At 44.1% G+C, this 15,157-nt stretch carries 13 protein-coding genes; 8 read left to right on the forward strand and 5 right to left on the reverse strand.

Going from position 1 to position 15,157, the window contains the following annotated elements; genetic code table 11:
• Nucleotides 1-210: 210 nt before the first annotated feature.
• Nucleotides 211-552, forward strand: coding sequence for a DUF4190 domain-containing protein (locus tag MKZ13_RS05325; RefSeq protein WP_237176756.1), 342 nt, complete (start codon nucleotides 211-213; stop codon nucleotides 550-552).
• 124 nt (nucleotides 553-676) lie between these two features.
• On the opposite strand, the gene MKZ13_RS05330 is transcribed toward MKZ13_RS05325, so the two are convergent.
• Both MKZ13_RS05330 and MKZ13_RS05335 read right to left on the reverse strand, forming a co-directional pair.
• The gene (locus MKZ13_RS05330) at nucleotides 677-2,863 is read right to left on the reverse strand and encodes a YhgE/Pip domain-containing protein (RefSeq protein WP_339185341.1); all 2,187 of its coding nucleotides are present in this window, start codon (nucleotides 2,861-2,863) and stop codon (nucleotides 677-679) included.
• A gap of 76 nt (nucleotides 2,864-2,939) precedes the next feature.
• Nucleotides 2,940-3,518, reverse strand: a complete 579-nt coding sequence (locus MKZ13_RS05335; RefSeq protein ID WP_339182418.1) for a TetR/AcrR family transcriptional regulator — start codon at nucleotides 3,516-3,518, stop codon at nucleotides 2,940-2,942.
• Nucleotides 3,519-4,168: 650 nt separating this feature from the next.
• On the opposite strand from MKZ13_RS05335, the gene MKZ13_RS05340 reads away from it, so the two are divergent.
• From MKZ13_RS05340 to MKZ13_RS05350, 3 genes are all read left to right on the forward strand, one after another.
• Nucleotides 4,169-4,429, forward strand: a complete 261-nt coding sequence (locus tag MKZ13_RS05340; protein ID WP_100528578.1) for an AbrB/MazE/SpoVT family DNA-binding domain-containing protein — start codon at nucleotides 4,169-4,171, stop codon at nucleotides 4,427-4,429.
• Between the two features lie 2 nt (nucleotides 4,430-4,431).
• Entirely contained in the window at nucleotides 4,432-4,830 is a 399-nt protein-coding gene (locus MKZ13_RS05345) for a PIN domain-containing protein (RefSeq protein WP_221818954.1), read from the forward strand.
• A gap of 394 nt (nucleotides 4,831-5,224) precedes the next feature.
• Nucleotides 5,225-6,001 carry a hypothetical protein gene (locus MKZ13_RS05350; protein WP_339182420.1) on the forward strand — a complete coding sequence of 259 codons (777 nt, stop codon included), beginning with the start codon at nucleotides 5,225-5,227 and terminating at the stop codon, nucleotides 5,999-6,001.
• A 182-nt stretch (nucleotides 6,002-6,183) separates the two neighbouring features.
• Here the strand turns inward: MKZ13_RS05350 and MKZ13_RS05355 are convergent, their stop codons facing one another.
• Nucleotides 6,184-7,920 (reverse strand): HAMP domain-containing methyl-accepting chemotaxis protein, encoded by a 1,737-nt coding sequence (locus MKZ13_RS05355; RefSeq protein ID WP_221819304.1) that lies wholly within the window; start codon nucleotides 7,918-7,920, stop codon nucleotides 6,184-6,186.
• 457 nt (nucleotides 7,921-8,377) lie between these two features.
• Here MKZ13_RS05355 and MKZ13_RS05360 point away from each other — a divergent pair, with 457 nt between their 5' ends.
• The 3 genes from MKZ13_RS05360 (at nucleotide 8,378) to MKZ13_RS05370 (ending at nucleotide 13,076) form a co-directional block, all read left to right on the forward strand.
• Nucleotides 8,378-10,336, forward strand: a complete 1,959-nt coding sequence (locus MKZ13_RS05360) for a CotH kinase family protein (protein ID WP_339182422.1) — start codon at nucleotides 8,378-8,380, stop codon at nucleotides 10,334-10,336.
• Nucleotides 10,337-10,707: 371 nt separating this feature from the next.
• Entirely contained in the window at nucleotides 10,708-12,396 is a 1,689-nt protein-coding gene (locus MKZ13_RS05365) for a methyl-accepting chemotaxis protein (RefSeq protein ID WP_339182424.1), read from the forward strand.
• Nucleotides 12,397-12,431: 35 nt separating this feature from the next.
• The gene (locus tag MKZ13_RS05370) at nucleotides 12,432-13,076 is read left to right on the forward strand and encodes a Vat family streptogramin A O-acetyltransferase (protein ID WP_221818959.1); all 645 of its coding nucleotides are present in this window, start codon (nucleotides 12,432-12,434) and stop codon (nucleotides 13,074-13,076) included.
• 339 nt (nucleotides 13,077-13,415) lie between these two features.
• Here the strand turns inward: MKZ13_RS05370 and MKZ13_RS05375 are convergent, their stop codons facing one another.
• Together MKZ13_RS05375 and MKZ13_RS05380 are read right to left on the reverse strand one after the other, a co-directional pair.
• Nucleotides 13,416-13,688 (reverse strand): HU family DNA-binding protein, encoded by a 273-nt coding sequence (locus MKZ13_RS05375; RefSeq protein WP_036606368.1) that lies wholly within the window; start codon nucleotides 13,686-13,688, stop codon nucleotides 13,416-13,418.
• A 103-nt stretch (nucleotides 13,689-13,791) separates the two neighbouring features.
• Nucleotides 13,792-13,992 (reverse strand): cold-shock protein, encoded by a 201-nt coding sequence (locus MKZ13_RS05380; RefSeq protein WP_017690333.1) that lies wholly within the window; start codon nucleotides 13,990-13,992, stop codon nucleotides 13,792-13,794.
• 169 nt (nucleotides 13,993-14,161) lie between these two features.
• Between MKZ13_RS05380 and MKZ13_RS05385 the strand changes: the two genes are divergently transcribed.
• The gene (locus MKZ13_RS05385) at nucleotides 14,162-15,064 is read left to right on the forward strand and encodes a tyrosine-type recombinase/integrase (protein WP_339182427.1); all 903 of its coding nucleotides are present in this window, start codon (nucleotides 14,162-14,164) and stop codon (nucleotides 15,062-15,064) included.
• Nucleotides 15,065-15,157 lie beyond the last annotated feature (93 nt).

Genomic DNA, 15,157 nt, shown 5'->3' on the forward strand with positions numbered 1-15,157 from the left:
GTATTCTTGGTTTATATCATCACACGGATAAACGGTTCTTAAATTCATATCCTTGAAGTACAATTTATAAGCTTGTGGATGTAGGTATATGTCCGGGGATGATGAGAATAAAATAAATCTAATGGTAATTCATAATTAACACAATATGGATATTATTTTTCCTAATAATTGATTATAATGAACATACTTAAAGAACAGGGAGGATTTACCTTGGAACATCACGAAAATGATGTAGATCGTTATTATAACGACACATTGCCACCACCGCCTTATGTAGTACCAAAGACCAATAGCAAGTCGATTGTATCACTAGTTCTGGGGATTCTGTCCGTCACGATTCCTTACGTGGGAATTTTAATCGGAATCGTCGCGATTATATTTGCATCTTTAGCCTTCAAAGAGATCAGAGTTCGCATGGAGCAAGGCAGAGGATTGGCCATTGCTGGACTTGTTTGTGGAATCATCGGTACAGCGATGTATGTATTACTTATTTTGCTCGTGCTATTGTTTAGTTTCGCTATCTCAAGTTCTGAAATTTACTCTACATACTAGAAATATGAAGTTAGCAAACTTAGATTGTATCTAAAACTAAAAAAAGCAAAGGCGTACCTTAGCTCACATCTCCTGTAGAAGAGGATGGAGCTTAAGTATACACCTTTGCTTTTTATTTTACTTTTTACAGGTGAAGTGAGACTTCACTGCTGACGTTTGCGTTCTCCGTGGTATGAGGCATCAGGAAATACGTTAAGGTTCCTCCCAGGCCAATCACGGCGAAGATGCACAGAATACCAATCTGATCCCAAGCCACACCGAACTGTCCACTTGAGATAACTGCTTTATAACCTGTTACCGAATAGGTCATAGGCAGCCATGGATTAAACACTTTCAGCCAATTTGGAATCAGTTCGAGCGGGAAGGTGCCTGCGCTGGTGGTAAGCTGAAAGATCAGCATCAGAATCGCGAGGAATCGACCCGGATTCTCCAGCCAAGTCACCAGTGCCTGAATGATGTACATGAAGCTTAGACTGGTAACAAAGCTGAACAAGAGGAATAATGGAACGCTCTGAACATCCAGACCCAAGCCGTATAAGACCAGCCATGAAGCAAGTAGGGACTGCACTGCACTCATGAGTGTGAAAGCCAGCGTTTTACTCACAAAACAATTCCAGCCACTTGCCTCGCTAACCGTGCTGCCGCGTGTTGGCACAACCAATGTCGCAATCAATGCCCCGACAAATAGCCCAAGTGACAGGAAGTATGGCGAGAATCCTGTACCGTAGTTGGGTACCTCATTATATTTATGCTCATCGACCTGAACAGGCTCTGCATACATGGTTACCAGCTCATCCGTCTTTTTCACACTACCCGTCTGCTCAGCCGCTTCATTCAACTTGATGGCAAGTTCGCCAGAGCCGTCGGTTAATTTGGTAGTGCCTTCTTTTAATGTTCCCGCACCATCATCCAGCTTGCGGGAACCTTCGGTAATGGTGGTGATTCCGTCTGAAAGCTGGTTTATACCCGTAACCAATTGGCCTGCACCTGTATTTAACTGACTCGAACCTTCTGCAAGTTTGGCTCCTCCGGCTGCTGCTTCGGTCAACTTGGTGTTAAATTGTTGAAGGCCCGTTGCAAGCTGCGTATGTCCGGTTGATAATTGTGTTGCTCCTTGTAAAAGTTGCTGTTCACCCTGCACTAGCTGACTGCTGCCTTGATGCAGTTGCTGTTGCGCAGCCTGAAGGCTTTTGCTGCCTTCCACTAATTGCTGTCCACCTTGATAGACCTGTTCGCTGCCAGCGGCAACGGCCTGACTTGCTGCCAGTAATTGCTGAACAGCCGGGTTAGCGGCAAGATCGGGACTTGCTTCGGCTAATTGGGCAAGCCCTTGTGCAACGGCCTTGGCACCTTCACTTACTTTGCTGCTGCCTTCCACTGAGGTTTGCAATCCGGCTACCAGCTTCGCACTTCCTTGTTCGGAAGCTTCCAGTCCAGCATCCAACTTAGCCGCGCCTTCTTGAGCGGACTGAATACCTGCCTGTAACTGTTTGCCGCCAGTTTCAGCCTGCAATGCACCGTTACCCAGTTTCGTGCCTGCTGCCGCCAATTGGGACAATCCATCCGACAGGGAGCTGGCTCCTGCATGAAGCGTACCGATTCCTTGTGCCAAGGTAGCTGTTCCCTCTTTTAATGGTGCCATACCTGTTTCCAATTTGTCGGTTCCATCCGCCAGTTTGGACAGGTTCTTTTTCAAAGTAGAGGCACCATTATCCAGCTTGGCTGCGCCCTCGTTGATCTTGCTAGCACCATCTCCGGCATCCGATAAACCGCTAGAGATCTTCTCCACCTGATCCAGTAGCGTTTCGGTATACGATTCTGTGATTTTGGCAGCGACTTTGGAGCGAATTTGTTTGACCGCCGTGCCGCCAATCTGACCCGCGAGGAAGTTGTATCCTTCATTGGGTTCGTAGATCAGGTCGGCCGGCTCGGGGTGCTCATCCATCAGGGTTGTTGCTTTGGTGGAAAAGTCCTCTGGAATCACAATCGTCATATAATACGTGTTGTTTTGCATACCTTGTTCTGCTTGTTCACGAGTCACGAATTGCCAGTTGAAATCATCACTTTTTTTCAATTCATCGACCAGATTCTGACCGACCTCCAGTGATTTGTCATTGTAGACTGCACCCTGATCTGTGTTGACCACGGCTACAGGTAATTCATTCATTTTGCCATAGGGGTCCCAGAATGCGTTCAGGAACAGGCCGCTATACAGCACCGGAATGAACAGTACAACGAGAATTGGAATAAATACTTTTGGTTTCTTAAAGGCGGACTTCAGATCCTGCCCAAATACGTGGAATGATTTCATCATGTTCTCTCCCTATCCTTACGCTAATCCGTTTGTTCTATCTCTATTATGTGTTGAATCTAGTGCATGCCTTTCTCTAGGTGGGGGATAAGCCATTCTTGAGAAAGAGGCCCACAAAATCCTTGATCTGATCTTTGTGCAACGTTGGATGCGCTTTGTTCCAATCTGAGGTTAAGGTGACATACAGCTTCAGCAGGACAAAAGAAACCAGCTTGGGATCGTCCCTGCGAATCTGCTCTAACTCCATGGCACGGCTCACCTGACGCTCCAGATATTCGAGAATGGCTGTCTCCACTTTTTGCAGACCTTCTTTGGCCTGTGGTGTACCGAACTCGTTAACCTCCTGAAAGAGCTTGATCAACAGCTCATGTTCCTCACGATACTCCAGCAAAGAATCCATACTCATATGCACGTTATCTAGAAAGGAATTCTCTTCTTTCACCGTCTGCTCTGTAATCTGTCTCATATCCGCAATGATCGAGCACAGAATCTCGCTGAACAGTTCTTCTTTATTTTCGAAAAAAGTATAGATCGTTCCCTTGCCCACATTGGCAAGTCTCGCAACCTGCTCCATCGTTGTGGCTTTGTAGCCAAACAGGGCAAAGGATTTCTCGGCAGAATCCATCACCTGTTGCCTTCGATCTATCGTTTTCATCGCATATACACCTCCTTGTAGGTTGAAAGGATAATGGTAAGGTAAGTCCTATATTGACCATTTTACTATTATGGTCAGTTGGTCGTTAACAACTGTAGCACTTGAACAGGGGAGCTAGATATGATCATTGTCATAAACGGATGGGACAGGTGCGAATGTGATGCTCACATGAAAACCCTGGGGGATTCGCACCTCAGAATTTGTCGAAATGGGCAAAATTGTTACCTTAAGGCAACACGTAGGCATAATGTGATTGAATAATGATATGGAAAGTCATAGAATAATAGTGAAAAAACGTGTTTTGGATGGCTCAAATCGTTAAAATACGTACTTTTTCGCTGTCGCACTCCGTATGGAGTGCGTGGATTGAAATATTGTCCTTAATGACCATGTTAATGGGAAATAACTCACATTAAAGAAGTACATTGGAACGGCAAATACCTACTTATGACTGGGAAGTTGAAGTTTATAATACACATGAACATGTAAAACAGCTTTGGGCTTACATATTGACGCTGAAATTACTCAGCATTAGAAATTCAATTCCAAATGACTATACTTGGAATGTATATTACTTGATGTAAAAAGTAATACTTGAACATTAAAGTAGTACATTGTAATATAGGTAATAGAGTAGGAGGTAGTAGTGTATGAGTATGTATGAATCAGGTAAGGTAACTTCGAAAGGACAAGTTACAATTCCAGTTGAGGTAAGGAAACAACTAGGTATAGCTACAGGCGACAAAATTATTGTAATTATCCAAAATGGCGAAGCAAAATTAGAAGTTAGGAAACAGAAAAAGTTAACTGATCTTGTAGGAATCTTAAAGACAGGGCAAGAACATGATCTTCAGGAAGCTAGGAAGTCAGCGATTGACTGGGTGGGGAACAGTTACAAAAAAGGGGAATAGCAATGGATTTTTTGGCTGATACAAACATACTAGTACGGTTGTTCACTCAAGACGATAAGGAGCAGTTTGAAAAAGTTTCTGAAATGCTAGATAGCGGAGATTTTCAGATAATTGTTTCATCACCAGTAATTATTGAAACATGTTGGGTACTGAGATCACATTACAAGCATTCTAATGTTGATGTAGGAAATGCCCTGTTTAGTCTATCGCAAATTGATAACATTATCTTTGAGGAAGATTACATGAAAGATGCGTTAAGGCTGTTTGTTGAAAAGGGTAACGTTGACATTGTGGACTGTTATCTTAGCGCAAAATCAAAAACAATTAACATGCCAGTAGTAACATGGGACAGTGATTTTAAGAAGCTGGGATGCGAGTATTACAAGCCAAATCAACTTTAAATGTTGTTTAGGTAATTGAAACCAGCGGTAGCAGTAACATTACAGTAAATAATGCTGGTACAAGTATTCTAAATCGTACTCTGTATGGAGTGCGTGATTGAAATTTTGGTAAGAGGACGAGAATGGATTTTGTATCTAACTGAGCTCCCATACCTGTAAAAAAACACAGATAGTTGTACTGTCTGTGTTTTTTTGTATAACGACGGATAGAACTACGAGTACCTGTTTTTTGAATGATACAGAGATGCAGCTTGCATGAAGTGCACCAAGGAGGAGCACATTGGCCCAATAACTGTTCCCTGTTCTTAGGCGTTTATTGAGTTGAATAGCTGATCGTAAAAAGCTCGTAACTAAGTCTTAGTTAAATCCGTCTAATAAGTTGAGGTGATTGAACATGAAACCATTTAAATATTGGAGCCAGCGCTTGAGTATACTTTTTGTTCTAGTCATTATTGTTGGCTGTGGAACATCGAATAAGGGTGAAATAACATCCAAACCCCAGGAAACGGATACGGAAGAAGTTTCAAAGGAATCAACGAAGCGATGCCCGGGAACCCTTGAATGGATTGATTTTCTAATGCTCAATAATATTACATATTTTCAAAACAACGAGGGGACCAAAGAGGTACCCGCAGAGCAAATTGGGGATAGGGTAGGGGAAGTGAGCTTCATGCTGAACGAGCATGCGTGTGCGGATCACGTGACCGAGAATGGTGATGCGGCATATCTTCCAATTGGAACTGTTATATATGAACTAAAAGGTTATAAGTCGCATTATCGCGTAGTAGCGAATAAAAAGGTTTACGAAGCAAAAGAAAATCCCAATGCTAAGACAATGGGAGACCTGATGGACATTGAAGACAAAGTGGAAAAAGTCAGCCTTGAAAGCGGGAACGATGGCAGCCCAATCGGTGACTTTCCCCAGGAAGCCGCATCCGAATTCATGAACGAGCTTTTGCTGTTGCGATATGTTGGCTTTGATGAGGTGTATAAGAAATCCAAGCATGAGACAGGGATTTTTTTACGTGTGCACCTTCAAGATGGAACATCTTTTCGAATGGTTTATTATCCCAAAGCGAATGCTTTCTCAGCAGGTACATTTGGAACAGAAAAGATACAATCATTAATCGTTTCTCAGAGAAAAGAAATTAAAGCAGCTGCAGGATTATAGTGGATTGGAGGTTCAACAATCAGTTGATGACACCACTGTCTGTTAAATGATACCGAGAAGTATAGAACTAGAACCTACCCACCTACCCTGGTAACAACAAAAAAACCAAGGCTTTGAGTTCAGTCACTCATGAGCCTTGGTTTTTACTGTGTCTTATTACTTTTATCTATATCCTATTAATTCTATTCTGCGCGTACTTTAAAGAATGAGATCAGTTCTTGCAGTTGTTCGGATACAACCGAGAGCTCATCGGAGGCACTCACAATGGCTGCCATGGAGGCTTCCTGCTCATCAATTGACTGCTCAATTTGTTTACTGCTGCTTGCTGCCTTGCTGACATTGGCAGACAGTTCATCGGCCGTAGCAGACATTTCTTGTGTGCTTGCCGAGATCTCTTCAGTAGAACTGGAGATATCCTGAATCTGGTTTGCAACTTTATTCGTAGCAGTCAGAATATTCTCGAAGAATACACCAGTCTCTTGGGTAACTTCCAAGCCTTTGGTAACTTCCTTGGAACCCAACTGCATCGCTTCGGAAGACTGCATGATATCCCGTTGAATTTCTTCAATTAACTGTCGAATTTGCTTCGCTGATTCCTGCGATTGCTCTGCCAGGTTACGTACCTCACCTGCAACCACCGCAAAACCTCTTCCTTCTTCACCTGCACGGGCTGCCTCGATTGAAGCGTTAAGTGCAAGCAAGTTGGTTTGTCCGGCAATCTCCGTGATTACGTTAACAATGTTGCTAATCTGGTTCGAGTTATTTTCCAAAGACTGAATCGAGTTTGACGTATTTTGCACCGCACCGGAGATCAGGCGCATCTGCTCAATGACTTGTTGCATCACCACATTACCTGTGCTGGAGCGCTGCTCCATGCTGAGTGCTTCATCTGCCACATCGGCTGAGCTGCTGGCGATCGTCTGCACTACCGTTGACATCTCAGTCATGGCACGTGCGTTCTCCACAGTGGCTTTGTCTTGTGACACCAGTCCAGTAGATATTTCCCGAATATTGGTGCTAATGGATTGAATGTTCACATTATTTTTCTCGGAAATGCCCAGTAGTTGTTTGGAAGATTCCGAGAGGTGATGCGAAGTATTCTGTACTTTATAGATGGTTGTATTGAATCGATGGATCATCGCATTAAACTTCTCGTTGATGATACCCAGATCATCTCGCCCGGTATCGATGGTTACGTCCAGATTACCCGTGCTGACTTCTTCGATACCTTTCATCAGATTGCGGATCGGAAGCAACGTTCTTTTCAGCAAAATGAATTGCAACACCATGAACAGGATCAAGAAACCGATCAGGAACATCAAACCGTACGTAAGCAGTTTGTTAAGGCCTTTTGGAACGGCACTTGCATCTACATCGAAGTAAAGAGCAGCGTACATGGAGCCATCTGCGTTATTAATCGGATAGATCAGAGTGGTCCAGGTTCCGTACTCATCCGTGTAGAAATCACTGAAGGCAGGTTTCCCGTCCTTTTTCATCTGTTCCAGCACTACGACGTTATTCTCGGGCAGCGGGTACATGGCACCTGCAGGCAGATTACCTTCCTCGAATGGTTCCAACAGGTTCGTTGGAATCGCGATGATGGACGTTCCGTTTCCTTGCTCAAGTTCTGAACCGAAAATGTACGCTTGCGCGATGTTTGGATAGAATTCATGGATGGAATCAAGATAAGTTTTCATTTCCAGCTGTACAGGACCGGAGTAGCTTTTTTCCTTAGCCGCTTCTGCCACTTTGGCAGTGTCGAGATCGTCATACCATTTCTGGGTGATGACGGTAGCTTGGTCGTGCAACTGTTCAACCAAGATATTTTTTTGCAATTGATACGCGGCAGTAATCAGGATTACACCGATCAACATGATGCTGCCGAATGAAATCACCAAATTTTTGATGAAGAAAGGCATGGTACTCCAGCGAAGCTTATTAAACAAGATGGTTCACTCCTTCTACGATTGTGACGAAGGACTTATCCTGGGGGTTTACACGCTATGTAATTGTTGACTTAAAAAATGTAATGAGGTCCCTAAATATCTTTTCTGCTCAAATTCTCTTTTGTTTCTAAAAGCTTTTTGTAATGAGTTTTGCTATTCACGTATATGAACTCCAGGTAAGTTCTACTCTTCAGATATATCGTTATAAAGGCATATTAATGTTAGATAATTGCAATAAAATAGGACTTATGAACCGGTTCCAAGGTTATAATTGCGCTTTTTTTCATTATATTTCTTGTATGTCCATGAAAATTTCATAGTGATACATATCATTTTTAATCGCGTTTAAGATTCACTAAAGGTTAGTCCCCTACCATGGTTACATAAGCCTCAGTAGCTTAATAGAAACCAAGAAGGAGGATTCATCATTTTGAATATTTTATTACGAAAAGTTACAGTAACGGCATTGTCCGTGACGATGGTAACGACATCTTTTGGGCTGATCGGAAGTCCGAATGCGGCATATGCTTCAGAAAGTACAGCGACAACCACGAGTGCAGGCGTGACGCAAGCTTATGAATCATTGTTCCAGACGGATAACGTCATAGATGTGAATGTAACGATTGATGATGCAGACTGGAAGAGCATGCTCGAAAGTCCGCTGGATAAGGATTATAAGAATGTGAGTGTGGAAGTGGACGGCAACAAGCTGGACAACGTCGGTTTTTCCACCAAGGGCAATCTGACCCTGAAAGCTGTAGCCTCAATGGAAGATTCGGACCGTTACAGCTTCAGACTGAAGTTTGATAAATACGATAAAACACAAAGCCTGCTTGGACTGGACAAAATGGTGCTGAACAATAACTACGCCGATCCGTCGTATATGCGTGAAGTTCTACACTATGAAGCACTGCGGAGTATTGGCATGGATGTCCCAATGACGAACTATGTTAATCTGTACGTTAACGGCGAGTTTGTTGGTTTCTATACTGGCGTTGAAGCAGTGGATGATAGCTATCTGGAGCGCAACTACGGTGAGAATTACGAAGAAGGTGACCTCTATGATACGGATGAGAAGAGTTATCTTCAATACGAAGAGGGCAGTGACTACAGTACAATCACCAAAGACTTGGGTACGGATAAGGACAAAACCAAACTCAAAACCTTCATCCAAACACTAAATGAGATGCCAGAAGGAGAAAAGGGTGATATTGAAAGTGTACTGGACGTAGATTCGGCGCTTCAATATATTGCAGGCAACATGGTTTTTGGCAACTATGACAGCTATAACGGCGACAAAGGACACAACTACATGCTCTACAGTGATGCCGCTGGCAAGTTCACGGTTGTTCCTTGGGACTTCAACATGTCCTTCAACGGGTACTCGGGCGGAGGCGGACATGGCACAACAACCGGATCAACCACGACTAACACCAATGCTACGAACGTATCTGTAGACGAGCCTGTATTGGGCATCAGCATGGAAAATGTACCGATGATCAATAACCTGCTTGCTGTGCCGGAGTATAAGGAAAAATATTTGAGTTACGTCAACGAACTGACGGACTACATGGAAGGCATTCAAGATCGTATTACTGGCCTTGCCGATGAGATTCGTCCTTATGTAGAAGCAGATCCAACGAAATTTTATACGACAGAACAGTTTGAATCCAACATCGCTTATTCTGCCAATGCAGATGCGGCAGGTGGTATGGGCGGTACACCACCAGAAGGATTTGAGGGAATGACCCCACCTGAAGGCATGGAAGGTATGACGCCGCCTGAAGGTTTCGAAGGAATGACACCTCCGGATGAAGCAACAGATCCAACAACGAATACAGGAAATACTCAGACACGCCCTGGTGGTAACTTTGGCGGCGGGGGCGGAGGCATGGGCTCCATGGCAGCCGTATCACTGACGACATTTGCACTGAACCGTCTTGCAAATCTGCAAGGACAACTCGGACGTGAAGTAACGCCTTTACCTGAGAATTCGGAAGAGACAGGTTCGAATACTTCATCCGGAACAACCGACAAAACTATTACCGTAACACTCGATGGTAAATCGATCACATTCCCGGATCAGGACCCGCTGCAGCAAAATGGACGAGTAATGGTACCTGTGAACGCAATCCTCGAAGCAATGGGTGCAGAAGTGACTTGGGACAAAACGGCTAAGACGGTAACGGCGGTTCTGAATGATCAGACCTTTGTGCTCAAGGTCGGAAGCAGCACCGCAACCGTAAATGGAGAGACACTCGAAATTGATGCACCAGCGATCATTCAAAACAGTCGCACACTCGTTCCTGTACGCTTCATCTCAGAAGGACTGGGACTTACCGTGGACTGGGATCAAACCGCTGCACAAGTAAGCCTTACATCCAAATAAGAGATATCTTCTCAAGAGCAACGTTGTTGTATGGAGAATAAGAAAAGGGATTCGATGGTCAGATCGAATCCCTTTTTGCTCTGCTTTGTCAGGTTAGACGGAGCGAACATCCAGCAAAATCCGGCCTCGTTCATGTCTGGCCTTACTTTTGGCATGTGTTTGATTGGCTTCACTTAAAGAACATTCTTACATGATTACGGATAATTCGTAAAATATTAGGCTTCAACAAGTTATTTTTGTGATAAAAGTCACTGAAATATTATAAATATTGTTATCACTCCTACCGATAAGACTATAGTGATATTCGAAACGGATTCGAAATTGGCTTGAATATCCCCACAACTACATAGGGAAAAGGGTGGCTCACACACATGCCAAGCATGAGCATCGGTACCAAAATCAGTTTGATCGTTATCAGTATATTTATCACCTTCTCTTCAGCCGTGGCGGTAAGTGTAATCCTGGAGATGAGACAGGGGATTACGACATTTGCTACAGAGAAGGCAAAGCGAGATTTGGAGATGGCGAATAGTATCATTACATATAAGCATCCAGGAGATTGGGCCATTAAGGATGGACAATTATTCAAGGGAGATGCCGCGCTGGAAGGCAACTTTGAATTGGTGGATGAGATTGGACAAGCGTCTGGGGACACGGTGACGATCTTCCGAGGTGACGAACGTGTTGCAACAAATGTCATGGTGGACGGAAAGCGTGCTGTCGGCACGAAGGTATCGGACGAGGTCGCCCAGACCGTTTTGCAGCAAGGGGAAAAATACTACGGTGAAGCCGTGGTTGTGGGTCAGAAATATCAGACGGCCTATGAACCAATCAAGAACGCATCCGGAGACATTATTGGAATTTTCTATGTGGGTGCTTCTCAATCGTTAATTGATGTGATTATCTCCTCGTTCCTCAAGACATTCCTGATCGTATTCCTGCTTGCAATGTTGGTCGCAATTACCCTGATCCTGCTGTACGTTCGCAGGGTGAGAGTAAGAATCGAGCGGGTATCTGTGGCGATTAAACGTGCGGGGACGGGCGATTTCACACAGCCAGTTGTGGACAACATCCAAGACGAGATTGGCATGCTGGGTACGGGATACAATGAGATGAGAAGTAATCTCCAGGTCATCATTCAAGACGGACTTCAAGCTGCGGAGAAAGCAGAGCATTCGACTGGACTGCTACTCAAGATTGCGGATCAAACGGCCAAAGAATCGGCGCAGATTGCATCCTCCGTTGAACAAGTGGCGCACGGAGCCGATAGTCAGACGATCAGTACAGAAGAAAATCTGCAGGCCATGGAAGAAGTGGCTATAGGTGTACAACGTATGGCGGACAAGGCCTCCAGTATCTCGGACTCTGCCTTGTATTCACGCAAACAGGCAGAAACCGGAGGTGAAGCGGTGCAACTTACCGTTCAGCAGATGTCTACAATTGAATCTTCCGTTACCACAACGGATGAAGTCATTCGTATGCTGGAAGGGAAGTCGGCACAGATTAGCCAGATGGTTTCCGCCATTCATGAGATTGCAAATCAAACGAATCTACTCGCCCTCAATGCATCCATTGAAGCGGCAAGAGCAGGGGAGCATGGCAGAGGATTTGCCGTCGTATCTACCGAGGTTCGTAAACTGGCTGAACAAGCTGGAGACTCTTCAGATCGTATTGAAGAACTGGTCGAAGCCATGGAACAAGATATGCAGCAATCGCTATCGGCCATGTCGAGAGTGAAGGACGAAGTACAGGAAGGACTGCGCTTGACCCGGGAAACGGAGCAAAACTTCAGCCTGATCCGGGATACAACCCTGCGTATTGCTACAGAGATTGAGGACATGGCTGCGACGAGTGAAGAGATGTCCGCAGGCGTGGAACAGATCGTGGCTTCTGTGCATGAGATCGCTCGCCATGCGCAGACGGCCAGTACCAATTCACAGCAGGCTGCAAGATCTGTTCATGAACAGCTCAAGTCGGTAGAACAGATCAAGGCATCTGCGGCTATTTTGTCTGATGTGTCGACAGAGCTCCAGACCTCACTTAGTCCGTTTAAGATTTAATATCTGTTACAATAGGGAAAAGGAGGGACTACAATATGGCCCCTGATAAAACAAAACTTTTCCCGAATGAGAATATCCGTACGGTATGTTATATTCAAAACCTGCCGCCGCGTTCCAACGTGGACATCGGTGATTATACCTATTATAGCGATAACACGAATCCGCCAGAGCAATTCTATGACCGGATACAGCATCATTATGACTTTATTGGTGATCGCCTGGTCATTGGGAATTTCTGTGCAATTGCGGAAGGTGTGACATTCATTATGAATGGCGCTAATCATCGGATGGAGGGTATGACCACTTATCCGTTCAACATTTTTGGTGGAGGATGGGAACGTGTGACACCTACACTGGAACAACTTCCATATAAGGGTGACACGGTACTGGGGAACGATGTATGGCTTGGACAAAATGTAACGATCATGCCTGGTATCACGATTGGAGACGGGGCAATCGTTGCCTCCAATTCAACCGTTGTTAAGGACATTGAACCCTATACGATTGTTGGTGGTAATCCAGCCAAGACTATTAAAAAGCGTTTTGACGAAGAGACGATTGGACTGCTGCTGGAATTGAAGTGGTGGGATCAGGATGAGGAATGGCTGGATACGCATTTGGAACGTCTTGTCTCTACATATGATCTCCAGATCTTGCGCGAACTACTGAACAGCAAATAGGATGGTTGTACATTGTGCATAAAAGACAAAATAGCTGGTTCCTGACGGAGCCGGCTTCCAAGCAAATCAGACCCTGGACCGTTTTGAGCGGATCAGGGCCTCTTGTTGTCCAAGATGAAATGTTAATTTAGCGGGTGGGTGGTCGTAGGTTGCAATCAGACTGTACTGATGGGGGCTTTAAATGAGTATGAGCTTCTGTATGATCCGAGTTTGTCTGTTTGCCTGAATAAAAGTTAATGATATCATCAACGGTAGTAAACACGACATTTAAATCCATATTATCATTGTGTGTTTGAATAAAAACCTCTTTTCAATGGGTTGTTACGTTTGTTACGTGGTTTAATTTAAAGCTTCTTTCATGCTTAAACCTGCTGTGAATACAGGAACTTTACCTGCAGGTAGTTGAATTTCCTTGCCTGTTTTCCGGCTTCTTCCCGTTCTTGCCTCACGCTTCTGCACTTCAAATTTCCCGAATCCAACCAGTTGAACTTCTTTACCTTCTTTGAGAGCCTCGAGAATCGAGTCCAGTACAACGGTTACAGCTTTTTCAGCATTCTTCTTGGAGAAACCGCCAGCCTTAGCTACTTCTGTGATCAATTGTTCTTTATCCATGGGAATACCTCGCTTTCATTCTTGTGATGTGAAATCTTTTCTTTACTGTGCAACATATGTGTAAATAAAAAGCTGCCTTATTAATAAGGCAGCTTTCATATAATTAAAGTTTAGTAACGTTCTCAGCTTGTGGTCCACGGTTACCTTGAGTTACTTCAAATTGAACGCGTTGACCTTCGTCCAAAGATTTGTAACCTTCACCTTGAATTGCACTGAAATGAACGAATACATCTGTTCCTTCTTCAGTTTCGATAAAGCCGAATCCTTTATCCGCGTTGAACCATTTCACTGTACCTGTTTGCATGTGATTCCTCCAAAAAATAAGTTTTTAGCCGATCATTATGACGAGTATTATTTAAAAATTGACACTCACCTGGTGCATTTAAACCACGAACTTGATGTCCGCTAATGTATCGATTAATATGATAATACCATGTCCGCTAATATAAGTCAAGATTTGGAGGTATTTTCTAATGAATCAGTCATCAGGGATTTCGGTGCAGCGGGAACCGACGATAGAAGAATTCATACATATGCTTGCTAATGAGGGAGAATTGCATCCCAAAACCGTGAAGGAATATACAAGTGATCTGAAACACTTTATCGAATGGTACAAGGAAAGCACCATGCTTAGCGAAGAGTTCTCACTGCGAATTGAAGATGTGGATACATCCACTTTAGTCAGTTATCGTGAAAATGCTCACAACGTTATGTTATTGAAACCAGCCACCATTAACCGGAGGTTGATTACGCTGAAGCGTTTTTTCAAATGGGCTGTCTTGGAATCCAGGCTCAGTCATGACCCTTCCAAACCATTAAAATTCATTCCGGAAGACAAAGTAAGTCCACGCCGAATGACATTAGAAGAAGAGCAGGCATTCCTCGCGGCAGTGGAGTGCGGTAATTCCCTTCGTGATCAGACGATCCTGACCTTAATGTTTCACACAGGCTTGCGAACGATGGAGGTATGCAACCTCAAGCCTCAGGATATCGAACTTGGTAGACGAAGCGGTCACCTGACAGTGAGAGCCGATAAACGCAACGTGCAACGTAAGATCCCATTGAATATACAGTGTGTTGTCATGTTGAATCAGTACTTATCTGATCTTGCTACCGATCCTGCTTACCTTTTTCCTTCAGAGAAGACAAACGATCGTTTAACGGAGAGAGCATTGCGACACCTGATTAAAAAAGTAATGATAACAGCAGGGCTGGAAGGATTGAGTTCACACGATCTGCGTCATCGTTTTGGCTACGTCATGGCTGAGCATACGCCACTGCACCGTTTAGCCGAGATAATGGGACACACCAACCCAGATACAACCATGATTTATTTTAAAGCATTAAGTACAAATCATCGTAAAGAACAAGAATGAAGTCTGAATTATAGTTAGAATCAAAACACCTCTTATTAGAAGCACTTCGAAATTTCCCGTGTTTGTATTACTTTAACCTGCCTTCAGCACTCA

It is taken from the genome of Paenibacillus sp. FSL R5-0701, assembly GCF_037973995.1.
Classification (GTDB): domain Bacteria; phylum Bacillota; class Bacilli; order Paenibacillales; family Paenibacillaceae; genus Paenibacillus.

Coding starts and splice junctions, on each gene's coding strand:
- MKZ13_RS05385 (WP_339182427.1), top strand. CDS start 14,162: ATGAATCAGTCATCAGGGATTTCGGTGCAGCGGGAACCGACGATAGAA.
- MKZ13_RS05345 (WP_221818954.1), top strand. CDS start 4,432: ATGGATTTTTTGGCTGATACAAACATACTAGTACGGTTGTTCACTCAA.
- MKZ13_RS05350 (WP_339182420.1), top strand. CDS start 5,225: ATGAAACCATTTAAATATTGGAGCCAGCGCTTGAGTATACTTTTTGTT.
- MKZ13_RS05365 (WP_339182424.1), top strand. CDS start 10,708: ATGCCAAGCATGAGCATCGGTACCAAAATCAGTTTGATCGTTATCAGT.
- MKZ13_RS05335 (WP_339182418.1), bottom strand. CDS start 3,518: ATGAAAACGATAGATCGAAGGCAACAGGTGATGGATTCTGCCGAGAAA.
- MKZ13_RS05355 (WP_221819304.1), bottom strand. CDS start 7,920: ATGCCTTTCTTCATCAAAAATTTGGTGATTTCATTCGGCAGCATCATG.
- MKZ13_RS05375 (WP_036606368.1), bottom strand. CDS start 13,688: ATGGATAAAGAACAATTGATCACAGAAGTAGCTAAGGCTGGCGGTTTC.
- MKZ13_RS05380 (WP_017690333.1), bottom strand. CDS start 13,992: ATGCAAACAGGTACAGTGAAATGGTTCAACGCGGATAAAGGATTCGGC.
- MKZ13_RS05340 (WP_100528578.1), top strand. CDS start 4,169: ATGAGTATGTATGAATCAGGTAAGGTAACTTCGAAAGGACAAGTTACA.
- MKZ13_RS05330 (WP_339185341.1), bottom strand. CDS start 2,863: ATGAAATCATTCCACGTATTTGGGCAGGATCTGAAGTCCGCCTTTAAG.
- MKZ13_RS05370 (WP_221818959.1), top strand. CDS start 12,432: ATGGCCCCTGATAAAACAAAACTTTTCCCGAATGAGAATATCCGTACG.